The organism is Bradyrhizobium sp. AUGA SZCCT0431 (assembly GCF_018131065.1).
In the GTDB taxonomy this organism is placed as follows: domain Bacteria; phylum Pseudomonadota; class Alphaproteobacteria; order Rhizobiales; family Xanthobacteraceae; genus Bradyrhizobium.
In genome coordinates, this window is sequence record NZ_JAFCLR010000011.1 from 59,656 (window position 1) to 83,878 (window position 24,223).

At 62.9% G+C, this 24,223-nt stretch carries 27 protein-coding genes; 12 read left to right on the forward strand and 15 right to left on the reverse strand.

What is annotated here, in order from left to right:
* The first annotated feature begins 208 nt into the window (after positions 1-208).
* Positions 209-1,033 carry a FadR/GntR family transcriptional regulator gene (locus tag JQ567_RS12740; RefSeq protein WP_212439130.1) on the forward strand — a complete coding sequence of 275 codons (825 nt, stop codon included), beginning with the start codon at positions 209-211 and terminating at the stop codon, positions 1,031-1,033.
* A 26-nt stretch (positions 1,034-1,059) separates the two neighbouring features.
* Here JQ567_RS12740 and JQ567_RS12745 read toward each other — a convergent pair whose 3' ends face one another.
* Both JQ567_RS12745 and JQ567_RS12750 read right to left on the reverse strand, forming a co-directional pair.
* A complete protein-coding gene (locus JQ567_RS12745; RefSeq protein ID WP_212439131.1) occupies positions 1,060-1,770 on the reverse strand; it encodes an NUDIX hydrolase in 711 nt (236 codons plus the stop codon).
* A 43-nt stretch (positions 1,771-1,813) separates the two neighbouring features.
* On the reverse strand, positions 1,814-2,842 hold the full coding sequence (locus tag JQ567_RS12750; RefSeq protein ID WP_212439132.1) for an ABC transporter substrate-binding protein: 1,029 nt from the start codon (positions 2,840-2,842) through the stop codon (positions 1,814-1,816).
* A gap of 210 nt (positions 2,843-3,052) precedes the next feature.
* Here JQ567_RS12750 and JQ567_RS12755 point away from each other — a divergent pair, with 210 nt between their 5' ends.
* A complete protein-coding gene (locus tag JQ567_RS12755; protein WP_212439133.1) occupies positions 3,053-3,502 on the forward strand; it encodes a cupin domain-containing protein in 450 nt (149 codons plus the stop codon).
* Between the two features lie 136 nt (positions 3,503-3,638).
* On the opposite strand, the gene JQ567_RS12760 is transcribed toward JQ567_RS12755, so the two are convergent.
* From JQ567_RS12760 to JQ567_RS12770, 3 genes are all read right to left on the reverse strand, one after another.
* Positions 3,639-4,910, reverse strand: coding sequence for an MFS transporter (locus JQ567_RS12760; RefSeq protein WP_212439134.1), 1,272 nt, complete (start codon positions 4,908-4,910; stop codon positions 3,639-3,641).
* Between the two features lie 135 nt (positions 4,911-5,045).
* Positions 5,046-5,831 (reverse strand): ABC transporter permease, encoded by a 786-nt coding sequence (locus JQ567_RS12765; RefSeq protein WP_212439135.1) that lies wholly within the window; start codon positions 5,829-5,831, stop codon positions 5,046-5,048.
* The gene (locus JQ567_RS12770; RefSeq protein ID WP_212389908.1) at positions 5,831-6,655 is read right to left on the reverse strand and encodes an ABC transporter ATP-binding protein; all 825 of its coding nucleotides are present in this window, start codon (positions 6,653-6,655) and stop codon (positions 5,831-5,833) included. The genes JQ567_RS12765 and JQ567_RS12770 overlap by 1 nt, the downstream gene beginning before the upstream one ends.
* Before the next feature lie 239 nt (positions 6,656-6,894).
* Here JQ567_RS12770 and JQ567_RS12775 point away from each other — a divergent pair, with 239 nt between their 5' ends.
* The 5 genes from JQ567_RS12775 (at position 6,895) to JQ567_RS12795 (ending at position 12,528) form a co-directional block, all read left to right on the forward strand.
* Positions 6,895-8,034: a hypothetical protein gene (locus JQ567_RS12775; RefSeq protein WP_212439136.1), complete on the forward strand. Its 1,140-nt coding sequence runs from the start codon at positions 6,895-6,897 to the stop codon at positions 8,032-8,034.
* 143 nt (positions 8,035-8,177) lie between these two features.
* Entirely contained in the window at positions 8,178-8,978 is an 801-nt protein-coding gene (locus JQ567_RS12780) for an ATP-binding cassette domain-containing protein (RefSeq protein WP_212439137.1), read from the forward strand.
* Positions 8,975-10,534 carry an ABC transporter permease/substrate-binding protein gene (locus tag JQ567_RS12785; RefSeq protein ID WP_212439138.1) on the forward strand — a complete coding sequence of 520 codons (1,560 nt, stop codon included), beginning with the start codon at positions 8,975-8,977 and terminating at the stop codon, positions 10,532-10,534. Before JQ567_RS12780 ends, JQ567_RS12785 begins: the two co-directional genes overlap by 4 nt.
* Before the next feature lie 111 nt (positions 10,535-10,645).
* Complete coding sequence (locus JQ567_RS12790; protein WP_212439139.1) at positions 10,646-11,464, forward strand: dienelactone hydrolase family protein; 819 nt, start codon at positions 10,646-10,648, stop codon at positions 11,462-11,464.
* 131 nt (positions 11,465-11,595) lie between these two features.
* Positions 11,596-12,528 (forward strand): DUF1932 domain-containing protein, encoded by a 933-nt coding sequence (locus tag JQ567_RS12795; RefSeq protein ID WP_212439140.1) that lies wholly within the window; start codon positions 11,596-11,598, stop codon positions 12,526-12,528.
* Between the two features lie 105 nt (positions 12,529-12,633).
* Here JQ567_RS12795 and JQ567_RS12800 read toward each other — a convergent pair whose 3' ends face one another.
* Both JQ567_RS12800 and JQ567_RS12805 read right to left on the reverse strand, forming a co-directional pair.
* Positions 12,634-14,361, reverse strand: coding sequence for a sulfatase-like hydrolase/transferase (locus JQ567_RS12800; protein WP_312017390.1), 1,728 nt, complete (start codon positions 14,359-14,361; stop codon positions 12,634-12,636).
* Positions 14,362-14,402: 41 nt separating this feature from the next.
* Positions 14,403-16,115 (reverse strand): sulfatase-like hydrolase/transferase, encoded by a 1,713-nt coding sequence (locus JQ567_RS12805; RefSeq protein ID WP_212439141.1) that lies wholly within the window; start codon positions 16,113-16,115, stop codon positions 14,403-14,405.
* A gap of 382 nt (positions 16,116-16,497) precedes the next feature.
* Here JQ567_RS12805 and JQ567_RS12810 point away from each other — a divergent pair, with 382 nt between their 5' ends.
* Together JQ567_RS12810 and JQ567_RS12815 are read left to right on the forward strand one after the other, a co-directional pair.
* Positions 16,498-16,716, forward strand: a complete 219-nt coding sequence (locus tag JQ567_RS12810) for a hypothetical protein (protein WP_212439142.1) — start codon at positions 16,498-16,500, stop codon at positions 16,714-16,716.
* Positions 16,717-16,720: 4 nt separating this feature from the next.
* Positions 16,721-16,915: a hypothetical protein gene (locus JQ567_RS12815; protein WP_212439143.1), complete on the forward strand. Its 195-nt coding sequence runs from the start codon at positions 16,721-16,723 to the stop codon at positions 16,913-16,915.
* Positions 16,916-17,061: 146 nt separating this feature from the next.
* On the opposite strand, the gene JQ567_RS12820 is transcribed toward JQ567_RS12815, so the two are convergent.
* Positions 17,062-17,286, reverse strand: coding sequence for a response regulator (locus JQ567_RS12820; RefSeq protein ID WP_212439144.1), 225 nt, complete (start codon positions 17,284-17,286; stop codon positions 17,062-17,064).
* Between the two features lie 262 nt (positions 17,287-17,548).
* Positions 17,549-17,686: a hypothetical protein gene (locus JQ567_RS38125; protein ID WP_249165428.1), complete on the reverse strand. Its 138-nt coding sequence runs from the start codon at positions 17,684-17,686 to the stop codon at positions 17,549-17,551.
* Between the two features lie 33 nt (positions 17,687-17,719).
* Here JQ567_RS38125 and JQ567_RS12825 point away from each other — a divergent pair, with 33 nt between their 5' ends.
* Positions 17,720-18,259 carry a Crp/Fnr family transcriptional regulator gene (locus tag JQ567_RS12825; protein ID WP_312017391.1) on the forward strand — a complete coding sequence of 180 codons (540 nt, stop codon included), beginning with the start codon at positions 17,720-17,722 and terminating at the stop codon, positions 18,257-18,259.
* A gap of 30 nt (positions 18,260-18,289) precedes the next feature.
* Here the strand turns inward: JQ567_RS12825 and JQ567_RS12830 are convergent, their stop codons facing one another.
* From JQ567_RS12830 to JQ567_RS12840, 3 genes are all read right to left on the reverse strand, one after another.
* A complete protein-coding gene (locus JQ567_RS12830; RefSeq protein WP_212439146.1) occupies positions 18,290-18,532 on the reverse strand; it encodes a hypothetical protein in 243 nt (80 codons plus the stop codon).
* An 11-nt stretch (positions 18,533-18,543) separates the two neighbouring features.
* Positions 18,544-18,726, reverse strand: coding sequence for a hypothetical protein (locus JQ567_RS12835; protein WP_212439147.1), 183 nt, complete (start codon positions 18,724-18,726; stop codon positions 18,544-18,546).
* Between the two features lie 143 nt (positions 18,727-18,869).
* Positions 18,870-19,592, reverse strand: a complete 723-nt coding sequence (locus JQ567_RS12840) for a TetR/AcrR family transcriptional regulator (protein WP_212439148.1) — start codon at positions 19,590-19,592, stop codon at positions 18,870-18,872.
* Positions 19,593-19,702: 110 nt separating this feature from the next.
* Between JQ567_RS12840 and JQ567_RS12845 the strand changes: the two genes are divergently transcribed.
* The gene (locus tag JQ567_RS12845; RefSeq protein ID WP_212439149.1) at positions 19,703-20,326 is read left to right on the forward strand and encodes a ferric reductase-like transmembrane domain-containing protein; all 624 of its coding nucleotides are present in this window, start codon (positions 19,703-19,705) and stop codon (positions 20,324-20,326) included.
* 28 nt (positions 20,327-20,354) lie between these two features.
* Here JQ567_RS12845 and JQ567_RS12850 read toward each other — a convergent pair whose 3' ends face one another.
* Together JQ567_RS12850 and JQ567_RS12855 are read right to left on the reverse strand one after the other, a co-directional pair.
* Positions 20,355-20,591, reverse strand: a complete 237-nt coding sequence (locus JQ567_RS12850) for a hypothetical protein (RefSeq protein ID WP_212439150.1) — start codon at positions 20,589-20,591, stop codon at positions 20,355-20,357.
* Positions 20,588-21,439 (reverse strand): SDR family oxidoreductase, encoded by an 852-nt coding sequence (locus JQ567_RS12855; RefSeq protein WP_212439151.1) that lies wholly within the window; start codon positions 21,437-21,439, stop codon positions 20,588-20,590. The genes JQ567_RS12850 and JQ567_RS12855 overlap by 4 nt, the downstream gene beginning before the upstream one ends.
* A gap of 574 nt (positions 21,440-22,013) precedes the next feature.
* Between JQ567_RS12855 and JQ567_RS12860 the strand changes: the two genes are divergently transcribed.
* On the forward strand, positions 22,014-23,099 hold the full coding sequence (locus JQ567_RS12860) for a DUF2336 domain-containing protein (RefSeq protein WP_212439152.1): 1,086 nt from the start codon (positions 22,014-22,016) through the stop codon (positions 23,097-23,099).
* 40 nt (positions 23,100-23,139) lie between these two features.
* On the opposite strand, the gene JQ567_RS12865 is transcribed toward JQ567_RS12860, so the two are convergent.
* Positions 23,140-24,192: a DUF2336 domain-containing protein gene (locus tag JQ567_RS12865; RefSeq protein ID WP_312017392.1), complete on the reverse strand. Its 1,053-nt coding sequence runs from the start codon at positions 24,190-24,192 to the stop codon at positions 23,140-23,142.
* Positions 24,193-24,223 lie beyond the last annotated feature (31 nt).

A 24,223-nucleotide genomic window follows, 5' to 3' on the forward strand; every position in this document is an offset into this window, starting at 1 on the left:
GGTAGCGCCGTGTGATGTCAAGGCAATAACCAAGGTTACACTGTCGCGGCACCTCGGCATCCAAAAAAAATATCAGTCGCAGCACAACCGATGCGCGCAGCCGCTCAATCATCGGATGTTAAACATCGGATGATTGCTAGCATACATCACCCATGCTAGCAAATCTCAAATCTCAGCCAAATCTCAGCAACGTCAAGAGGAGAAGGAGGTGGCCAAGCCGAAGAGCGCCGACAAGCGTGTCAAGCCGGGGCGCATTCGCAACGTGTTGACGACACTCGGCCGCGAAATTGCGCAGGATCTCATTCCGGTCGGAGCGGCCCTGCCACCGGAGCCGGATCTCGAAACCCGCTTCGGCGTCGGACGCGGCGTGGTACGGGAGGCCATCAAGACGCTCGCCGCAAAAGGGCTGGTCAGCGTCCGCCCCCGGCATGGCACCCACGTGCTTCCGCGCAGTGAATGGAGCCTGCTCGACCGCGACGTTTTGAGCTGGCTGGTCGGCAAGGACGAACCGGGCCGCGATCTTCTGCTGGCAATCCAGGAAGTCCGCTCGATCATCGAGCCGGCGGCCGCAGCGCTCGCCGCCGAGCGCGCCACCAAGAACGACCGCTGGCGCATCAATGCGGCTTTGGCCGCGATGGAAACCGCGCAGGACCACGCGAGCACCATCGCCGCGGACAAGGCTTTTCATCTCGCGATCCTCGACGCCACGCACAACCCGGTGCTGCAAGGCTTCCGTGGCGCCATCGACACCATCCTGAGCACGGTTTTCATTGTCGCGGTGGGCAGCGCCGGCTGGTTCCGGGACAATTTGCCCAACCATGCCGCCGCCGCACGCGCGATCGAGAGCGGCGACGCCGAGAAGGCGCGGATCGCGATGGAGCGGGTGCTTGGCTACACCAAATTCAAACTGTCGAGCCGGAGGACCGCCGCCGCCGAGCGACGATTGGCCGGCACGGTCGCAACCACGCCAACGAAAAGAGCAATCGTCAAGAAGGCGAGCGCCAACAAAAAGAAAAAGCGTCATGTGTCGTAGTATGAAGCGCTCGACCCATATCCCAGTTACGCCGCAAACTGCGCCTCAATGAACGCCGTCACGAAGCGTGGCATTGCCGAATTGAGATCGCGCGTTCCGCGCACCAGATGAATGGCCGACAATTCAGGCGATTGCTGCAAAGCGAGATTGGCCTCGATCCGGCTGCGCAATGCCTCGCCCGACATATCGACGTGCAACAGCCGGATCATCGCCAGCGCCGGGCCGGTGTAGACGCAGTGCCAATCCGGATCGCTCCGGTACTCCCCCGGCACGAGACCGGTTTCCTCCTCGAGTTCGCGCGCCACACTGCCGGATATGTCGAGCGCGCCATCCCTGACGTCGTCGAGATCGGGCGTGCCTGACGGAAAATAGATTCGTCCGGCGTTGGAGGTGTGCTGGCCCATCTCGCCGAGCACGAACGCGCCGTCGGCGCAGCGCAGCGCGCCCATCCCAAAACCGTTGAACACGTCCCGGTCAGGAAAGCCCCAGTCACGCCAGGCCAGGAAGCTCGCAAAATCAGTCTCGAAATAGCCGGCCGTGAGGTGACTGCCGGCAAAGACCGGATGGCGCCCGAGCAGCACGCGCCCGTTCCACAGTTGCGGATTGTCGCGCTGCGCCTGCGCAAAATGCGCATCGATCTCCGCCCGCCGCGCGGCGGCGAACGGCCATGACCAGGATTCGACCGGCAGATCGAGCGAGGTAACGCGATGAATGACCGGTGGCGTCGTGCCATTCATCGCCGCATCACTTCCAGCATTGCGTCACGCACGACTTCACGTGTTATTTGGCGCTCGAGCCGGTCGTCTTCTTGACCTGATCGACATATTTGTTGGTGTAGGTCTTGGTGACGTCGATGTTGGCTTTTGCCACCTCGGGTGAGCCCTCGCTGAACACCGCCAGCACCGCATCCGCGCCCTTCGGGTCCATCTTGCCGTTCAACGAATACATCGGGATCGTGTTCTTCAGCGCCGCCAGATACAGCTCCTTGTTCTTGCCGACGATTTCTTCCGGCATTTTCGCCATGATCTCTTCCGGCGAATGGGTGTGAATCCAGGTCAGCGTGTTGACGATCGCCGTGGTCAAAGCCTGCACTTCCTTCTCGTGGGATTTGATCCATGCCGCCGTGGTGTAGAGCGAGCCGCCCGGATATTCGCCGCCGAACACTTCGAGCGTATCCTTTTGCGTGCGGGTGTCGCTGAGGATCTTGAGGTCGGGATAGCTGCCCTGCAGCACCGTGACCGACGGATCCAGCATCACGGCCGCGTCGATCTGACCCTGCTGCATCGCCGCGATAGCGGTGGCACCAAGCCCGACGCCGATCACCGAGGCGCTGGTCGGATCGAGGCCGTTTTTCTTGAGCAGATACTTCAGGAAGAAATCGGTCGAGGATCCCGGCGCGCTGACACCGACCTTCTTGCCGGCAAGATCCTTGATCGAGTTGATTTCCTTGTTGTGCGAGGGCGACACGACGAGCACCAGCCCGGGATAGCGGTCATAGACCACGAACGACACCAGTTCCTGCTTCTTGGCGGCCAGATTGACGCAATGGTCGAAATAGCCGGAAACCACGTCGGCGCTGCCGCCCAGCACGGCCTTCAGTGCATCCGAGCCGCCCTTGAGATCGACCAGTTCGACGGCAAGGCCGGCTTTTTCGTATTCGCCGAGCTGCCTGGCCAGCACCGTCGGCAGATAGCACAGGCAGGATCCGCCCCCGATCGCGATGGTGACCTTGCTTTGCGCTGCGGCAAAGCCTGACGTCAGGACGAGCGCCAGCAGCGCCCCGGCCAGCCGGCCAACAATTTTCTTCATGGTTTCCTCCGATGGGTTGCCGACAGGATAATGCAGTGCACAGGCCTTGAGAAGGCGACTTTGGTGACAATGCAAGGGCGTTATTGCAACGCTGTCCCGCTCGCTGCGATTTATTCCATCGCAGATGCGTGGTCTTTCGCCGCGCTGGCGAAGTGCAGCTTCGCGGCGTAGCATTGCCTTACAAGAAAATACAATCGGGGAGGACCATCCATGAATCGGATCGCCATCACGCTGTCCATATCAGCCGCTTTCGCCGCGGGCGTCGGCGTCACGCATCTGCTGCGTCCGGCCTATGCTGCCGAAAACATCACCGCGCAGGTCATCTCGACCGGCGAGATGAACGGTGACGCGCTCGGGGCTGCCAATCCCGTCGGGTTCCGCTCCAAGATGTTCGTCTCCGCCGACGGCGTCACGATCTCCATCCAGGACGGCAACGTGCCCAAGCACATGCATCCGAACACCAACGAGATGCAGTTCATCCTCGAGGGCACAGGCACGGTCTGGCTGGGCGACAAGGAAGTAACGGTGAAGCCGGGCGACCTCATCGTGATCCCCAAGGGCACCCCCCATGGCGGCACCAAGCCGGATGGACGGACCTTCAAGGCGATCGCGATCAAGACCCCGCCGCAGGCGCCGGATGACACCAAGATGCTGAACTGAGGGTATCACCGTCGTCCACCGACGTTCGTTTGGCGGAAGGCGTCAGCCAGATTTCCCTCAATCGAGAGATCACGCGGTATGGGTCCCCCGATGCGCAATTGCGCATCTGAGCTCAAGGCCGGGACGACGAGAGACCCTACCCTCGCCCCTCCACCGGCGCCGGCCGCCACCGCAACAGCCCGCGCTGGACCACGATCGCTGCCGCAACCAGCTCCAGACCGATGCACACCGCAAGGACGGCATCATAGTCGCCGCGCCAGCCGCGAACGAGACCGACAAGGCCGGGACCAAGCGCACCAACGGTTCCGCTGACCGCGTTCGACAGCCCCATGACCACGACAAAGCTTGCGGCATTGAACTCGCGATGAATGATCAGGGGCGGCAAGGTAATGATATTGCCGATTGAAAAGCCGAACACCGCACAAGCGGCGAGGACGACCGGAACGTCGTCGGTCTGCAGGATGGCCAGCAGCGCCGCCGCTTGGCTGACGAGCGATACGGCGGTGACGCGCCGCGGATCGAGCCGGTCGACAAAGATGCCGAGGCCGAGGCGTCCGGCTATCGCCATGAACGTCATAATGGAAACCGCGACACCTGCGCCGGCAAGGCCGATTTTCGGTTCAAGCAATGCGATCTGGTGCACGATGAAACCAATCTGAGCCAGCAGCGCAAGCGCGAATGGAACCGAGATTGTCCAGAACGCCGGGCTGTGCAGCAGTTTGGCGCGCGGGATCTCGCCCGCAGCGGATGACATTTCGGCTGGCGACGGATCCTTGATCTGCCCCTCGGCCAAACCACCGCCGGATGGCGGACCGATCCAGGCGACAGCGACAGGTATGAGAACCGCAACCATGATCGCCGTCACGGTCAGCATCGCGGCCGGGAAGCCGAACCGCTCGACGAGAAACACCAGCAACGGCGTAATGACGACCCCGCCGCAACTCCCGCCGGTGAACGCAAGGCTGATGGCGAGGCCACGACGGCGCACGAACCAAAGGCTCACGACCGTCGCGATCACGACCGTCCCCATGCCGATCCATCCCAGAGACATCAGGATGAAAGCGGCGTAGAGCTGCCACGGGGTGGTCGCCCATGCGAGCAGCGTCGTCGACGCCGCCAGCGCCGCAATTCCCAGCAGCACAAGCCGCTTCGCACCCAGCCGGGCGACGAGTTCGTTGGTGAAGGTTGCGAAAATATTGCACAGCAGGAACGACAGCGTGCTCGCGCCCGAGATAAGGGCGGCGGTCCAGCCGTTCAGACGCTGCAGTTCGGCCAGGTAGACGCCATGACCGTACAGGCCAAAGCCGAACAGAAACAGCGCCATGAGGAAACAGGCGAGCACGACACGCCAGCCGGCGTAGCGCAGCAACGTCTCATCGGATTGGGCTGTATCCGGTGCGGGGATCATTTGCTTTCGGGCGGTCGCGCCGATCGAAGCCGCGCATGGAGCAGCCCGCCTTGATCATGCGTCAGTTCGCTCGCCGAAGGCGAGTAATAATTAAGCAGACGTCTGTAACAAGGCCGCGGCCTCCGACGGCGTCGATCAATCCCGCACCACGGGCGCCGGCCGCCATACCAAGAGCCGCCGCTCGACCAGCGTCACGCCGAAATCGATCAGGATCACGAAGGCCGACAGCACGAACATGCCGGCGAAGACAGCGCCGACGTCGAACACCCCCTCGGCCTGCTGGATCAGGTAGCCGAGGCCGGCCGCCGATCCCAGATATTCGCCGACAACGGCGCCGACCACGGCGAAACCGACCGCGGTATGCAGCGAGGAAAACATCCACGACAGCGCCGACGGCCAGTACACATGCCGCGTCAACTGCCGTTCGCTCATGCCGAGCATGCGGCCGTTGTCGAGCACGGTGGTGCTGACCTCCTTGACGCCCTGATAGACGTTGAAGAACACAATGAAGAACACCAGCGTCACGCCGAGCGCGACCTTGGACCAGATGCCGAGCCCGAGCCACAGCGCGAAGATCGGCGCCAGCACCACGCGCGGCAACGCGTTCATCATCTTGACATAGGGATCGAACACCGCGGCGACGCGGGGCTGGCGCGCGAACCAGAAGCCGACCAGCACGCCGCCGACCGAACCGATCACGAAGGCCAAGACCGACTCCCACAGCGTGATCATCAGATGCTTCCAGATCACGCCAGTCGCGAACCATTTGTAGATCTGGCTGGCGACATCGACCGGAGTGGAGAAGAAGAACGGCGGCAGCAGCATGCGGCCGAACACCGGTACGGTGGCAAAGAACTGCCACAGCGAGAGCGCAACCACGGCGACCATCAATTGCCAGAACAGCAGCGTCAGGCGGGACATCAGGAGGCCTCCGCCGCTTGCGAAGACTGCGCGTAACCCTTCATCACTTCATCCTTCAGCACGCTCCAGATTTCCCGGTGCAGTTCGTGGAACTGCTTTTCCATCCGCACTTCCGAGATATCGCGCGGGCGCGGCAGGGCCACCTTCCAGTCGCCGATGATGCGCGCGCCGGGTCCCGCCGACATGATCACCACGCGGTCGGCCAGCGCGATCGCCTCTTCGAGATCGTGGGTCACGAACAGCACCGCCTTGCGGTCGGCGGTCCATAATTCCAGCAGCAGATTGCCCATGATCTGGCGGGTTTGGGCATCGAGCGGCCCGAACGGCTCATCCATCAGCAGGATCTTGGGATCGCGGATCAGCACCTGGGCGAGCCCAACGCGCTTGCGCTGCCCGCCGGACAGCATATGCGGATAGCGATTGCCGAACGCGCCGAGCCCGACCGACGTCAACCAGCCCTGCGCGCGCTCCAGTGCCATCGCCCGCGGCGCGCCCTTGATCTCGAGGCCGATGGCGACATTGTCGATCGCGGTCTTCCAGGGAAACAGCGCATCGGCCTGAAACAGATAGCCGGCGTCCCGATTGAGCCCGGTGAGCGGCTGGTCGAAAATCCGCACCGCGCCCGCGGCCGGCTTCAACAGGCCGGCGGCGACGTTGAGCAGCGTCGATTTCCCGCATCCGGTGGGACCCACGATGGCGACGAACTCGCCATGCGCGACCGAAAGCCGGGCCTTTTCCACCGCCGTATAGACCCGTGCGTCGGCCAAGCGGAATGCCACCGTCGCCTCATCAAGCGCGACCGCCGTAGGCTGTACCGTATCCAATGCGTCCCCTCCCCAATTTGGGTCATGCCTTAGCGGTTACGAACGATAAGTTCAACGCGGCACCGCAACGTGGTAATTGATCTTATTGCCATTCTTGGAGGCCGGGCCGCCACCCCGGTCACGACCCGTTTTGCCAGCTCGACCGGTCTGCTTTGGGGATCGCCAATCGACAGACCCATCGCCATGCAACGAATTTGGGTATCTACTGATCTGTTCGGAATTCATGCCGGAGACGTTCAATGAAGCGGGGGTTTCACCTCGTCGGATCGGCGGTACTGCTGGTCATCTCGTGGGCTGTGATCTTTGAGATTGGGTTTCGGCTGCAGCAGTATTTCGGTCCGCTGTACGATCTCGAAATGGCGAGCGTCAATTTGAACTGGCAATCCGACGTGGTGAACCATCAGCCGACACCGGAAGACCAGAATCTGTGCATCTACGGCGATTCGACCGGCTTCAGCTACAAGCGATCGTTTGACGCGAACGGCATCAGGATTACCGACGATACGGCACAGCAGGCCGAGTGCGAAAACCCGGTTTCGGTCCTGTTCCTCGGCGATTCCTTTATGGAAGGCTACGACGACAAGAACACGCTGCCGTATCACGTTGCAAAATACTTCAAGACAGAGCGCGGTACCTGCCTGAAGGCCTACAATGCGGGATATACCTCGTATTCCCCGGCCATCTTCGTGCCGCAGGCCAAGAAGCTGCTGCCGGTGCTGCGTCCCGACTATATCGTGGTCGACGTGGACGAAACCGATCTGTACGACGACTTCGCCCGATACCGCGGCCTGATTGTCCGCAACGAACGCGGACAAAATGTCGGCGTCAAGGCTTCACCGATTGGTCGCGAATGCAGTATCGGCCTGATGGAGGCCCGCAAGCATCCCTTGTACCTGATGCGCTTTGCGGCAAGGCTTTGGCATTCCTTTGTCCATATGCCAGCGGTAGTTGCGAAGAACCGATCGGACTTCACCCTGTTTTCCTATTCGCAGGACCAGGGCAGCGATCTCGAACGGAAATATGCAGAGCCGCTCCTGAGTTTCAGGAACAATCTGCAGGAGCTGGCTGAGGTGCTGAAGGATTACACCAGGGACGGCAGCCGCGTGCTGTTCATCTCTCATCCGCATCTCCAGCACCTCAAACCCGACGCCAAGGGCCGCCTGTGGAACAATCTCATCAGCTCTTCGGTGCAAAAAATTTGCGTCGCCAACAGCTTTCTTTTCTTCAATGCCACCGAGGCACTGAAGAAGCGGTCCGGATCGCGCCCCGAGCGCTTCTATTGGGGAGGTAACGATATGCATTTTAGTCATGAGGGGCTGGCGGAATATTCCGCTGCCGTCGCCGCGTTTATGGCCTCGGCGATGATCCCGAAGGACTGACCGCGTCACCTCAATGGCCTATCGGCCGACGAGGCCACCGAATGGCGTGACCGCGTGCCGGCGGCAGAAAAAGGTTGGCACCCGGCTCACGATTAGCCGATTGTTCGGCTATCGCTATTTCCCTTGCGGAGAATCGACGCCGAATGCCCGCCTCGTCTCTCATCTCCTACGCGCATGTCGGCAAGACCTTCGACGGTGGCCGAGGCGCGAACCGCGTGGTGGCGGTCGACGACGTCTCGCTCGATGTCGCCGAGGGTGAGTTCCTGGCCGTTGTCGGCGGCTCCGGGTCAGGCAAGACTACGCTGCTGCGGCTGGCCAACCGGCTGATCGAGGCCGACGAGGGCCACATCACGGTGGAAGGCGAAGACGTCCGCAATGTCGACCCGATCGGTCTGCGCCGGCGGATCGGCTACGTGTTCCAGAGCGGCGGACTGTTTCCGCATCTTTCCGTCGCCGGCAATATCGGCATCACGCCAAAGCTGCTCGGCTGGCCCGCGGACGAAATTGTGGCGCGGGTCGATGAATTGGTCGATCTGGTGCGGCTCGACCGCGCGCAGCATCGCGACCGGCTGCCGCATGAATTGTCCGGCGGCCAGCGCCAGCGCGTCGGCGTGGCGCGGGCACTGGCGGCGAAACCGCGCATCGTGCTGATGGACGAGCCGTTCGGCGCGCTCGACCCCCTCACCCGCGACGCGCTCGGCGACGATTATCGCGAATTGCACCGCAGGCTCGGGCTGACCACGGTCATGATCACCCATGACATGACCGAGGCCATTCTGCTCGCCGACCGCATCGCTATCATGCGCGGCGGACGGCTTCTGGCCCAAGGCACGCCCGCCGAACTCTCTGATAGCGGCGACGCTTACGTCGGCGAGTTGCTGCGCACGCCTCGGCGGCAGGCGGAACGGCTCGGCGCGCTGCTGCCGCGGGATGGCGCGGCATGAACCTGTTCGCCGATCCACGCTGGAGCGAGGCGCTCGGGCATCTGCCTGACTATCTCGGCAACCATGTCCGCGTCAGCGTGACCGCGCTGGCTCTGGGGCTCGCGGTCAGCCTGCCCCTCGCGATCATCGCGCACAATCGTCCGGTGATGCGCGGCGCGCTGCTCGGGCTTGCCAGCATCGTGCAGACCGTGCCAGGGCTGGCACTGCTGGCGCTGTTCTATCCGCTGCTGCTGGCGCTCGCGGCGGTGTCGCTGTCGTGGTTCGGATTTGGATTTTCCGCCTTCGGTTTCCTCCCCGCCGTGCTGGCGCTGGCGCTCTATTCGATGCTGCCGGTGCTGCGCAACACCATCACCGGCCTGCAGGGCGTCGATGCCGCGATCCTCGAAGCCGCCCAGGGCGTCGGCATGACGCCGCGGCAGTCGCTGTTCACGGTGGAGCTGCCGCTGGCATTGCCGGTCATGATGGCGGGCATCCGCACCGCGGCGGTCTGGGTGATCGGCACCGCGACGCTGTCGACGCCGATCGGCCAGACCAGCCTCGGCAACTACATCTTTGCTGGATTGCAGACCCAGAACTGGGTGTTCGTGCTGTTTGGCTGCCTGTCGGCCGCGGTGCTGGCACTGGCGGTCGATCAATTGCTGGCACTGATCGAAAGCGGATTGCGCCATCGCAGCCGCGTGCGCGCCATGCTTGGCGGCGCCGGCATCGCAGTGCTGGTCGCGGCGACGCTGGTGCCCGCCATGACGCGCTCGCAAACCAACTATGTCATCGGCGCCAAGACCTTTACCGAGCAATATGTGCTGTCGGCGCTGATGGCGCAGCGGCTGCGGGCCGCCGGGCTCTCCGCCAGCTCGCGCGAAGGCCTCGGCTCGAACGTGATCTTCGGAGCGCTGGCCGCCAACGACATCGATTTCTACGTCGATTATTCCGGCACGCTGTGGGCCAATCAGTTCCAGCGCAGCGATATCAGGCCGCGCCAGGAAGTGCTTGCCGAGCTGAAAACCATGCTCGCCAAACAGAACATCACGCTGCTCGGCGAACTCGGCTTCGAAAACGCCTATGCCCTGGTGATGCCGCGCAAACGGGCGGAGCAGCTCGGCATCCGCAGCATCACCGATCTGGCGCCGCACGCAGCCGGAATGTCAATGGCCGCGGACTACGAGTTCTTTTCACGGCCGGAATGGGCCGGGCTGAAAAAGGCCTACGGGCTGTCGTTCCGCGCGCAACGGCAGATGCAGCCGGACTTCATGTATGCCGCGGCGGCTTCCGGCGAAGTTGACGTGATCGCGGGCTACACCAGCGACGGACTGATCGCGAAATACGATCTGGTGGTGCTCGCCGATCCCAGACACGCGATCCCGCCCTATGATGCGATGGTGCTGCTTGCTCCCAAGCGCGCCGGCGATGCGGCATTGCGCGCGGCGCTGCAGCCGCTGCTCGGCAAGATCGATATCGCCGTGATGCGCGAGGCCAATCTGCGCGCCTCGGGCAACGACGCGACTTCATCGCCCGACGCGGTGGCGAAATGGCTGTGGGAGAAGATCGGGACGCGGTAGCCAGCCTGCGCTAAGGTGTCCCGGCCCACATGGAACTGCGCCGTGAATTTTTTGCGCTCTCTCAGACTGCCTGCCGCTTGTATCGCTGTTATGTCGGGACTGGTACTCGGAATGGCCAACGCCACCGCAGCTTCGCTGCCCGCACGCGTCACCTTCGCCAGTGCCGACGGGCGGACGACGCTGGTCGGCTATGTCTTCACGCCGGAAGCGCCGCATGCACCGCGCGTGCCTGCGGTGGTAATGATGCATGGCCGCGCCGGCGTCTATTCCTCGGCCGCCAACGGCAAATATGACGCCTCGACGCTATCGAAACGCAATCAGCAATGGGGACACATCTGGGCCCGGCAAGGTTATCTCGCCATCCTGGTCGATGGTTTTGGTCCTCGCGGCTATCCAACTGGTTTTCCCCGTTTCAGCTACGATTCCCGGCCGGATGAATTGAATGAAATCACCATTCGTCCGCTCGACGCCTATGGCGCGCTCGCTTACCTGCGGACACGCAACGACGTGATCGCCGATCGGGTCGCGTTGCAGGGCTGGTCCAACGGAGGTAGCGCCACGCTGGCGACGATGTCGGTGATCGCGCCCGGCATCACCGCGCCGACGCCCGCAACCGGCTTCCGGGCCGGATTGGCGTTCTACCCGGGCTGCGGCCTGAAAGGCCAATTCGCCGACGGGATCAAGCCTTACGCGCCGGTGCGCGTGTTGCATGGATCGGCCGACGAGGAAGTCTCGCCGCGGCGCTGTGCCGACTTCGTCGCCAAAAGCCGCGCGATCGGTGGCGACATCCAGTTCCAGCTCTATCCCGATGCGGCGCATGGTTTCGACGATCCCAGTCCCTCGCGCCAGAGCGACGCCGCCAATGCATCCGCGACCCGCGACGCGATCGCGCGCGCGATTGCGTTCTTTGCAAGCGTGCTGAAGCCGTAGGCTCTTGTGCGGGACGGCAGCCTGCTTGAAATCCGGCATCAAAGACTGGCAAAAAGCGATCGAGCAAGCCGGAATTCAAAACCGGTAGCCGCGTCACCCTTCACCGGGCCACCGATCTGGAGAATGCTTTGATGACCGCACCCTCGACCAATCCCCGCCACTGGAATGTGGGCCTCGTCGGCTACGGCGAAGTGGGTCGCATTCTCGCCGAGGACCTGCGCAAACAGGACGTGAAGGTCGCGGCCTACGATATTAAGCTGCGCAGCGATCAGACAGGCTCCGCCCTGCGCGACCATGCTTTCGCACATGGTGTCGCGCTTGCGGCCTCCCATGCCGATCTCGCCGCGAGTGCCGATTTCATCGTTTCCGCCGTCACCGCGAGCCAGGCCGTCCCGGTCGCGCAGGCTTGCGCGCCGGCCGTGAGGCAGGATGCCTGGTTCCTCGATTTCAATTCGGCATCGCCGGGCGCCAAGCAGCGCGCCGCCGCCCTGATCGACGGCAAGGGCGGCCGCTATGTCGAAGGCGCAGTGATGACGTCGATCCCGCCGTACCGCATCAAGGTGCCCTTGCTGCTTGGCGGCGCCGGTGCCGAGGCGCTCGCGCCGCTGCTGGTGGAACTCGGCTTTGACGCCAAGGTGGCAAGCCGGGAATTGGGCGTCGCTTCGGCGGTCAAGATGTGCCGCAGCGTGATGATCAAGGGCCTGGAGGCGATGGTGATCGAGAGTTTTACGACCGCGCGCGCCTATGGCGTCGAGGACGCGGTGCTGGCGTCGCTCACTGAGACCTTTCCCGGCATCGATTGGGAAAAACAGGGCGCCTATTTCTTCCAGCGCGTGATCGAGCATGGCCGCCGCCGCAGCGAGGAGGTTCGCGAAGTGGCTGAAACCGTGCGCGAGGCTGGCCTCACACCATGGTCGGCGGAAGGCACCGCTGAACGCCAGGCCTTCATCGCTGATCTCGCCGACGAAGGCCTGTTCGGTGCGAAAGGCACCGAGGCGTTTGCCCGCAGCCCCGACTGGCGCGTGGAGGCCGACCGGATCCTTGCCGCTGTGAAGAAGAAATAAGTGATGCCGAAACGTAGGGTGGGCAAAGGCGCACTTAGCGCCGTGCCCACCATTGCTCTCCGAATTCAATGGTGGGCACGCTAGCGCTTTGCCCACCCTACGCCACTACAGCCCGCGCACCAGCCCGGCGTCGATCAGGAGGCGGTTGAAGCGCCTGGCTTCCGCGCCGTCCTTGCAGGCATAGAACACGCCCTTGCATCGCAGCATGATGCTCTTCTGCTCCTTGAACGACGGATCGAGCGGAACGCCGGCGGCGTCCTGGATGACGAGCGGAATGTAGGCGGCGTCGAGGGTTGCGAGGGCCGACGACAAATCGGGCGGCTGGAAGTTGATTCCATCCAGCGCATAGTAGGTCGAGAAGTAACGCGGATCCGCGCTCATCAAACGTTGCCCCAGCAGTTTCCGGTCGATGCCGGGCTCGAGCAGTTTCTGCGAGATTGCCGGTTGATGATCGCCGAAGCGCAGCACCAGGAACGACTGGTCCGGATAGTCGCGCGCCAGCCGTGCGGTGAAATCGCGGTAGTCCTTCGCCGTCATGCTCTGGCGGCGGATATACTCGTCGATCTCCGGCGTATTTCCCGGCGGTTTCCAGTCCGGCGTCAGATCGGGCCGGTAGACACTGGTCCAGGGAAAATGATTGGCCGTGAGATACACGAACATGAAGACCGGCGACTGTGACGCTTGCTCATCAGCAAACGTCTTCAAGGCCTGATCGAAGTAGAACTTGTCGGGCTGCATGTCCTCATCGACGCCCATGTCGGCCATGTCGATGAACCTGTTGACGCCGACACCCTTCTGGAACGCCCGCGCGCTGAGGAAGTCGCCATAGGTCGGATAGAGCGAGACGGTCTTGTAGCCGCAGCGCTGCAGCGCTTGCGGCAGGCCACGCTCGATGCGGTTCGCGGTGATCCTCGTGACGTAGAACTTCAGATCGCCGAACGAGCGCGCCGACATGCCGGTCAGGACATTGAACTCGGTGTACCAGGTCGGGCCGCCTGTCGCCTCCGCGATCATGATCCGTCGCTTGCCGTCGGTGGACTTGAAGTAGTCGGAATATCCCGGCGGCACTTTGACGCCGGGCGCGGCCGAGATGTCGAAGCTCGACTCGTCGAGCAGCATGATGATGTGCGGCCGCTTTGCAGCGGCATCGCATTTTGCGTCTGGCGGCAGCGCCGGCCGGACCGTGGCGTGCGCTCCCGGGGCCAGGCCAAGCGAGCCGCTGGCCGGCGGATCGGCCTCGATCCATCCGGTCGAGGCCAGCCGCGACACCGCGACCACGCCCGAGCGCGCGAGGTTGGAAATATGATTGATGCCCTGGAACGGCTCCCAAGGCTGCTCGGGCGCAGCGAGCGATATCGCCGACATCGAGACGGTCGAGGCGGCAAGAACCGCCAGCACCGGGCCGCGAGCTGCACGAAGCGGATCGGCGCGCCAGATCACCCACAGCAGCGGAACGGCAATCACCGCCGCCACGATCAGCTGCGTCCGCAACTGTGGAAACACCGAGAGCAGAAACGAAAGCGTATCGCGATCGATGATCAGGAAATCGAGGAAGGTCAGAGATAGCTGCAAAATGTCGAACTTGAAGCGCGACAGCACGATCAGCAGCACCACCAGAACCAGCGCCAGCGCCGCGGCGACGCCGGGCCGCCGCAGCACCAGCAGCAACAGGCAATTCACAAAAACCCACGCCAGCAGCGCGAGCGTGATCCCAACAAATCCGTATTCCGTGCCGAGCAGGACAGCCAAGGCCGCAAGATGCAACGCGGCGACCACGCCGACGCCGGCATAGAACCAGACCCCGCGTGATGCTGTATCACCGGTCCGGTTCACTGCAGGTTTGGCGGAGGCTGGAATGCTGCCCTCCCTTGTTGCTAGAGGTTTTTCACGTAACCGGCGTCGATCAGGAGCCGGTTGAAGCGTCGGGCTTCCGCGCCGCCCTTGCAAGCATAGAACACGCCCTTGCAGCGCAGCATGATGCTCTTCTGCTCCGAAAAGGAGGGATCGAGCGGGATGCCGGCGGCCTCCTGGACCACCAGCGGCAGATAGGCCGCGTCGACGGTTTCCATCACCGCAGGGCTCTTGACCGGTTCGAAGTTGATGGCGTCGATCGCATAATAGGTCGTGAAATAGCGTGGATCGTAACTCTCGAATTTCTTGCCGGCGGCGGTCTCGTCAATCCCGGGATCGAGAACATGCGACGAGAATTCCGGCTGATGGTCGCCATAGCGCACGATCAGGAACGGCTGCGCCGGGAATTTCTTTTTCAGCCCCGCGACGAACGCCGAATAGTCGTTGGCGCTCATGGTCTGCCGGCGCACATATTCATCGACCACGGGCGCGTTGCCGGGCTTCGACCAGGATGGCGTCAGGTCCGCACGAAACGGCGTCTCCCACGGGAAGTGATTGGCGGCGAGATAGACGAAAATGAATTGCGGGTTCAATGCTGCGTTCTGGGACAGAAGGTTCAGGGCCTTGTCATAGAAGAAGCTGTCGGGCTCGATGCCCTTGGCGCCGAGATCGCGTGCATCGTAGAATTTCTGGATGCCGGTGGTGGTGTGGAAGCCGCGTGCGCTCATGAACGCGCCGTGGGCGGGATAGAGCGAGGTCGTGCTGTAACCGCAGCGGCGCAGCGCGAGCGGCAAGCCGCGCTCGACGCGGCCCGCTGCGATACGGGTCACGAAGTAGGAAAACCGGCCGAACGAGCGCGACGAAAGCCCGGCCAGCACATTGTATTCGGTGAACCAGCTCGCCCCGCCGCTGCTTTCGGCCACGAACTTGCGTGCCTTGCCGTCGAAGGAGTCGAAATGACTGCCGTAGCCCGCCGGCACCTTGACGCCCTGCGCCTGGCGAATGTCGAAGCTCGACTCATCATGGACCATGATGATGTGCGGCCGCCGCCCCGCCGGGGCGCATGAATCCACCAGCGGCAGCTTGAGGCGACCGGCGGCGACGGCGTCGGACTCCATGAAGCCGTAGTTGACGAAATCCGAGACCGCGGTAACGCCGGAACGGGCGAATTTGGACAGATAGCCGTCCGGATAGTAGCCGCGCCAGGCCTCGTCCGGCCAGGCAAAGGCGTATCCGGTGAGCGCGGCAAGGCAGGCGAGCATCCCCGCCAGCGCCGGCAACCGGCGGATCCGGAACGGATCGAGCCACCACAGCGCATACATCAGCGGGATCGTCACAAGGCCCGCCGAGATTACCGACCAGCGCAGGTTCGGAAAGATCGTAAACAGGAAAGCCGCACTGTCGCGATCGATCACCATCAGATCGACGAAGTTCGCGGTCATCTGCACGACGCCGTGCTTGAACTGCGACAGCAGCACCAGCGCCACGACCAGCGTCAGCGACAGCGCGCCCGATAGCGCGGGCCGGCGCAGCAGCGCGATGAACAGCAAGTTCAGGATGCCCCACGACAGTGCGAAGCACAGGCGCGAGCCGAAATCGGCCTCGGTCTGCAGCATGACCGCCAGCGCGGCCATATGCGGCGCGGCGACGGCCAACAGCCGCCATATGCCGATCGCGGCAATGCCGGCGGTAACCGCAGCGGTGGCAGAGGGACCTGGGTTTGGCGCGGGCGCCATGGGCGGAACGCAACACTACCCGGCGCAACGCAAATGCCTTGGCTGGCGACGGCCAGGAGACCCACGACGCAGCCGGAACCTGGATCGTGTCATGAAAACGTAGTGTAAACGTCATGAACAGGCAATGAATTTGCCGTTGCAACGCGAAGCTTTAGTGAATCCGGCTGACGCTGGCCCACGCCGCCAACTTCCGGCCAGCTCTTCGCGCTCCCTACCAAAGGCGAAGGACCGTCACGGGCGAAACCTGATTTCGTGACTTTTTGTCAGGTATCAGACAGACAACCGTTTCTGGACGGCGGTATTTTTTGGCATGCCGAGGACCAGAGCTGATCCAGAGCTGTTGCCGATCCACCGTCCGCGCTGCCCTGACTGCCAAACGCGGATGCTGACGGTTGCCGTGTCGGCTGGACCGGAAGGTTTCGAGCATCGAAATTATCAATGCCCGAAGTGCGCCCATGCCGAAACCAGGATCGAGGCGATCGACCCGCTGGATACGATGGCCGTGGCTCGGACAGCTCTCGAGCCGGGACGGTTGCCCCAGCAGGAAGCCGCGCCAGGCCCGGTCTTCGACAATCCGACCAAAACCCAGCCGAAGCGTTAGATCCATGGCCCGACCGATCAAGAATCCCCGCCCCAAGCTCGATCTCGAAACCGAAGCACTGGCCGCGCTTGAAGCAGCCCGCACCATGGCTCCCGGCCCGGAGCGTACCGAAGCGATGAAACGCGCCGGCATTCTGCAAAACGCCGTGGACATGCAGGGCATGTTGTTTGCGAAGCGGGGCCGGCCACCGAAGGCCTGAGCCAAGCCAGACCGTCAGCCACGGAAAACGTCAGCCCGCCCCGAGGAAAAATAGGATCGCGAAGAATATCGAGACGGCGATCACGACGGTCCACGCAGAGGCGCCTGCGACCCGGATCGCGATCTCCGTCAAGCTCAGGGATTTCGTCAAACCGGCGGCCGGACATTGGTCGTCAGCCGCACGACGGCTTCGGATTTCAGCGGGTCGGCAACCGTCATGGTCTCGATCGCGCTGCATTTCGGGCATTCGAAAGTCCGCTCCTCCGACCCGTCAGACAAAGGCGCTAGTCGAGCCAGCATCATCCGGGTGAGGCACCTGCCGCAGCGCGGCCGTTCGATCGCGGAAAGGGGGACGTCCGGCATTTTGGACATGATCCTTCCTTCATGCATATCTCGCCGGCTGGTTTGATCGGGCCCTGCTCGTCGGCGCGCCAAACGGCATCCTGCAAAATGGAGGTTCCCGAGCCCGTTGTAATCCTGTCGGATCGTTCGCCGAATGAGTTCCTGCGTCTGTCCGCTACCCGACATAGTTGGATTATTTTCTTGCTATGTCCGGTAGTTGACGTACCGTCCCGCAATTATCGGGTATCCCGCCAAGGCACCGATAGCTGAGAGTAGTTCGCGCTCCCGCCTGTCACCAGGAGCGCATTTCATGAATCAATTGCTCAGCCTTTTCCCGCCGTCCGACATGAAACTTCTCGGTCCGCATTTGAAGGCCGCACAATTCGACCAGCACAGGGTGTTGTTCGAGGCGGACCAGCGAATCCGCCACGTCTACTTTCCGACCAGCGCCGTGGTGTCGCTCGTGATCACGCTGTCGACCGGGGAAATGGTCGAAGCGGCCATGATCGGCAAAGACGGTGTGGTGGGTGCTTCCGCAGCGCTTGACGGGAAGATAGCGGTGAGCCGCGGCATCATTCAGCTCAGCGGCGAAATTGTCGTATGCGACGTCGAAGCCCTGAAATCGGTCGCAATACAAAGCCCGAAACTGCTTGCCCTGCTCATGCGGCACGAACAAACGGTCTACGCCCAGGCCCAGCAATCCGCGGCATGTTTTGCCACGCATCAGGTGGAAGCGCGGTTCTGCCGCTGGTTGCTGCGCGCGAGAGATTTGTCCGATAGTGATTACCTGCCGTTCACGCAGGAATATCTCGGCGAGATGCTGGGCGTCAGACGAACGAGTGTGACCGCGGTCGCCAGGACATTGCAGGAGGCGGGACTGATCAAATATGCCCGCGGCAAGATCCAGATCGTGGATGCAGAAGCGCTGCAGGCGAATGCCTGCGAATGCTACGGTTCGGTCAAGACGCATTATGAAAGGCTGATCGGGCCTCTCAAGAAGTAACCGGCAGGCTGATGCGTTGCGGACGCCGCTCTATTGGTTGCATGGCTTCAGCGTCTTGACCGCGGTTTCCGCCTCGGCTCTCGTTTTGTAGATCGTATCGCTGGCCACCGTGATGTTGGGTGTATCGGTGCGAGGGGTCTTGTCGACCACCGTGCAGGTCTTCGTCAGCGAGTTCAGCACGATGTAGAATGCGGGGACGTTTCCCGCAGGCTGGGCGAGACCGGCACCGTTCAGGGTCAGCACGAAGATCGCGCAGAACAGGCTTCGTTTCATGGCAGTCTCCGTTAGCCGCTTTCGAGGCGAACAAGGCTCAGGACGAGCACCAGCAGGATCGCGCCGATAAGCCCGCCAAAGAAGATCCACTTCCTGAGCGGCGTATTGAGGATCACCTCGGCGCCTCGCGCCTTGTCGGCGGGATAGGGTTCTTTTGGCGGTGGTGCGGGTTGCGCAGGACCTTCTCTGACCACGGGCGCCTCCCGGTTCAGGATGCAGTCTTTAAATTGTGCAGCAGCGAACGGTGGCGGAACGCCTTGCCGCCCTTGTCAACGCGCGGCGAGATTGCCGGTTCCGGCTTCGTGCATTACGCGCGGCGGAAACCTCCTCAAACGCATCAAGCGGATTTGCCGGGAACTTTGGCGATACCTTCGATGAAGAGATCGAGGATGCCTTCCGCGGTGCTTTCGGCATCCGCGCCGGCGACGCCCCAGCGCGGAAAATGACCGTCGATATTCATCCGGGCGAAGCCATAGACCAGCGCCCGGCCGGCGATCTGCACCTGTTTCAGGTCCACCGAGCGCAATTGCCCCTGTGCAAACGCTTCCGCCAGCGTGCGCTCGGTAAGGTCGATCAGTTCGGCATTGTCCTGCGAGACGCCGGCTGCCTTGTCGTGATCAAAAAAGCGGCGGCTGGAAATGATCTCGAAATGGGTCGGGTTCTTCATCGCCCAGCGCAGGTAAGCGAGCCCCAGGCAGCGGAACCGGCCCAAGGGATTGTTGGCCGGATTGTTGGCCGGATTGTTGGCCGGTGCCTCGACCAGCGCCGCTTCGATCTCGGCCCGGAACCTGCGCTGCGCCTCCTCGGCGACCGCGTTCATCAGGGCGTCGCGGCTGGGAAAGTGCCGGAACGGCGCTCCCGGCGACACCCCGGCGCGGCGGGCAGCCTCGCGGACACTGACCGCGTCAGGACCGCCCTCGCCGACCAGTTGCAGCACGGCGTCGATCAGCACCCGGCGGAGATCGCCATGATGATAGGGCTTTGGCGCCGACGCGCGCGCCGTGCGGCGGCGCGGCTTGGCCGGCAGTTTTGCGGACGGAGGCTTGGCCGAGGAGCGCATCGTCCCTCCTAACATCACTCTCTTGTGAATGTAAGCATCGATTACACGGATTGACGATGCGTGACGCGCATATGTAACTGATGATTACATTTACTTGCAGGGGGAGAGCGATGTCGGAAAGCCGTCAAAACTGGTTCGAAGGCTGGCGGCTGTTTGCCGTGCTGGCGCTGACCCTGCTCGCGCTTAGCATCTGGATCGCCGGCATGCGGCAATTCGAGGTCGATGGCGTGCGCATGGTGATCCGCTTCACGGCGCGGACCTCGCTGCTGTTCTTTTGTCTTGCCTTCAGCGCCGCCGCGCTGGCGCGGCTCTGGCCCAACGCCTGGACGCGATGGCAGCGCCGCAACCGCCGTTACCTCGGCGTGACCTTTGCAGCCTCGCACGGCATTCATGCGATTGCGATCGCCGCCTTCGCAATGATGGATCCCGCGGGCTATGCGGCCGCGACATCGCCCGCCTCCTACATTTTCGGCGGCATCGGCTATGCCGTCATCATCGCGATGACGGCAACGTCATTCGACCGGTCAGCCAAAGCCCTCGGCGCGAGTGCCTGGCGCAGGCTGCATCTGATCGGCGGCTATTATCTGCTGTTTCAGTTCACGGTCTCGTTCGGCAAGCGAGTTCCCGACATGCCGCTATACGCGCTGTTCCTGATCCCGCTGCTGGCGGTGTTCGCCTTGCGGATGATCAGCATGGCCGCGGCGCGAACGCCGCGCACGGTGCAGACGGGATGACGGCCGCTACGCCTGCGTGCTGGTCATATCAGATCAGATGAAACGTGCGGCCCAATCGGCGATGAATCGTGATCACGGCGCGATCGACGTCGCTGATCAGGCTGTCGCCGAGCGCGACGCTCGGGATTTCCCAGTTGCGGCCGCCGCGGACGCCCGGCACCGGTTGAAGACCGGTGATGCGCGCCGTTTCGCATCCCGGTTGATCGCCAAGCGCCTCGTTGACGAGTTCGGTCAGCTCCGCGTTGGTCTTGCCGATCGTCGTCATGCTTGCGGCGTCAGGCCGAGGCGCCTGGCGATGATCTTGTCGACGGTGCGCTTGGGCAGCAGCGCCGCCGCCAACACCTGAAGCGGATCGGGCACGATCGAATAGCGAACCTTGGGATTTGGCAGCGTCAGCGCGTCGAAGATCTTCGCGGCGATTTTCTCCGCGGGCAATCCGATCGAACCAAGCTGCAGCATGTAGGCGCGGACCTTTTGCAGCGCCGGAAAGAACGGCGAGTTCTTGTAGCCGGATATGTCGACTTCCTCGGCCTTGCTCCAGATCGGCGTTTTTACCGCGCCGGGCGCGATGATGATGACGTCGATCCCGAACAGCATCAATTCGCGGCGCAGGCTCTCCGACAGCCCCTCGATCGCGTGCTTGGAGGCCGCATAGGCCGACGTCATCGGGACGCCATTTTTGCCCGAGACCGAGGAGATCATGACGACGCGCCCCTTTGGTCCCTTCAGTGACGGATCGGCGCCGAGCAGCGGGCCGAACGCCTGCGTCGCGATAACCGGCCCGATCACATTGACCTCCATCTGGCGGCGGAATTCGTCGGCCGCGAGTTCAAGCACGGGACCCGCCACCGCGATGCCGGCATTGTTGACGAGGCCCGCGAGCGTTTCGCCGCTCAATTGGCTGCGCACCTCGCGCGCGGCGGCCAGCACCGCGGCCTCGTCGGTGACGTCGAACCGCAGCGGCGTGAAATTGGCGCCGAACTCAACCCTGAGGCGGTCCGCGTCGGCCTGCTTGCGGACGCTGCCGAACACGCGAAAGCCACGATCGAGCAGCAGTTTCGCGGCAGCCCAGCCGATGCCGGTGGATGCACCGGTGATGACGACGGATCTCATGATTGTCTCCCCTCTGTGAGGCGGGGTTGATGTAATAGAGAAGTGCAATGCGCGGCGGCGGCGGCCAACATTCCCGTCACGACGGTGCGCGCGCCCGCCCCCGTTCTTGCTGGAGGGTTTGAGGAACGCAAGTCCGGCAGCCTTAACAGAATTCATCGTGAAAAAATCCTTAGCGCCGCGCGTCATGAACCGCCTCCTCGGCAGCGGACCAGGCTTGATGGCCCGTTGTCGGAGCGCTTCGCCTTCGAGTTTTTTCCGCAACGGTTTGGAGAGGATAGCTGCCGGTCAAAACACCGAAAACGGCGCAAATCATGCGAATGCCGCGGTTAGGCGCTGATCACGGCGCAATATAACGGCATGCAGCGTCGCGAGTGTGGTAAAGCAATCGGGAATGCAAAGCGGACAATGTTCGGCGCACGCATGCGGCGAACTTGCAGCGATGGCTGCGAATTTCGCAATTGCCTGTTTTCAGTGCTGTCGTTCCGCATTTCTACGGGCTTTCGCCTTAACGCTCGCGAAAGACCGCGCTCGCCATTGTGCGTGCTGAAGTTGAAACAACAAACAGGCTGCCACAATGGCGCAACAGCCGGCTCACTCGATTATCGCCGAACTCGAAGATGCCGTAAGGGGTGGCTCGCCAGCCCGGCGCGTCGAAACCCTGCGTCAGGTCACCGATCTCTTCCTCAATGACGGCGAACGCCTCAGCGAAGACCAGGTCAAGGTGTTTGACGACGTGCTCTGCCTCTTGATCGCACGCGTCGAGACACGGGCGAGAACCGAGCTCAGCAAGCGGTTGGCGCCGCTCGACTACGCGCCGTTCGAAGTCATCCAATATCTCGCATGGGACGACGAAATCGCCGTCGCCGGCGAGGTGCTCACCCATTCCAGCCGCATCAGCACCGAAGCGCTGGTCGAGATCGCCAGCAGCAAGGGCCAGGACCATCTGCTCGCGATTTCGGCGCGCGACAATTTGCCGGAAGCCGTCACCGACGTGATCGTCGATCGCGGCCAAACCAAGGTCATCCGCAGGCTCGCGAAGAACGCGACCGCGCGGTTCTCCGAAGCCGGCTATTCCGGCATGGTCGCCCATTCCGAAGCTGACGACGAACTGGTCGAGATCCTCGGCCTGCGCCTCGATCTTCCCGTCAAATTCCTGCGCGACCTGCTGCGACGCGCCAAGGACGCCGTTCGCGCGAGGCTTCTGGCCCTTGCGCCGCCGGCGCTTCAGGAAGAGATCCGGCGGGTGATCGAAGACATCGTGCGCGAGGGACCTCCGTCCGGGCGCGACTTCCGCGTGGCCGAAGAACTGGTCAGGCTGATGATGGAATTGAAAGAGCTGGACGACGCGGCCGTCTATGGTTTCGCCGAGGCGAAGAAGTTCGACGAGGTCATGGTCTCGCTCGCGGTCCTCAACGACGTGCCGGCCGAAATGATGGCCCGTCTGATCGAAGGGCCGCGCGCCGACCTTATCCTGATTCCCTGCCGCTCCGCCCGCCTGAACTGGCCGACGGTCGAGAGCATCCTGCGCAACCGCCCGGTGAAGCGCCGCATCGACGACCAGACCCTGGCCGTCGCCGAGCGGGACTACAAGCGACTGTCGATGGAGACCGCCCAGCGCACCGTGCGCTTCTGGCAACTTCACAACAGGATCGAGCGCTAGGCGTCTCGCCCGCCGCCGGAGGCCGGTTCGGAGCCGTGAGCTAGTGCCGGCTCCCGCGCTCCCGTAGCCGGTAGAACTGCAGTGCGGTTCTTGCGGTCTTTGGCTGCAGCCGGAAAAAGCTCGCGAACCGTTCGTCCAACCATTCTTTCGTCACGCCGCCGCGCGTGGCGTGCAAGATCAGGATGACCTTTGTCGTTTCCCACGAAAGGTCGATGGCCTTGGCAAGAATAAGAAGCTGCTCGGTCTCGCTCTGAACCAGCGCGCGCTCAACCAACCCGATCGGCAAATCGCACATCAGCGAAAGCGCCACCGCCGTTTTATCGAAACTCCCCTCGCGGGCGAAACCGAGCAACCGCGCCTCGTCGAGCTGTCCGAGCGCATGCAACGCGTGCACATTGGTCAGCGCCTGCGCATGCTCGTGAGAGCCTGCGCGCGCGGTCGCCTGAACTCCCTCCGAAGCGTCCGCGACCGCGCTCCGGATCAGCGCGGCTTGTCTCGGATTGGCCGCCTCAAGTCTGCGTCGCACCGTTTCGGAAGCCTGCGCAAACAGTTTCAGCAGATCCTGGCGGGGGATGTCGGGGCGCGACCAGACGCACAATGCGAGATCGCCGCTATGTTGCGCTTTCTTCACGAGTGCAGACATGCCGGACGTGGAAAATTTCGCGCCGCGGTTACCGGCGGTGCTGACAACGACCTCATGATCGCCCCGATCGACCAGAATATCGGTCACGGCCTCGGTCAAGACGCTTCGCGCGGAAATGGCCAGCAGGTGACCCTGCCCCCGGGTTCGCGCATTCTCCACCAGCGTCGTCTCGTCGAGCCGACCGGAATGAGTCAGGACCGGCGCGGCGACCTCGATCGCGTCGTCGAATGCCAGTTTGCGGATCACCTTGCCGGGCGCGTCGGCCACCCCGGCGAGCCGGCTCCCGAAAGCCACGCGGGCGGCAAGCTCGATGGTTTCGACGAGCTTGCACATGACCTCGTCGAACAGGTCGATCTGTTCGTCGGAAAACCCGCCCGAACCGTGGATAAAAAGGTCCGTGACACGCCGCAGGACTTCACCCCGCTTTGACAGATCCCTGCTCGCCAGCACGTTTTCGAGCTGATTTATCAGGCTTTCCTGC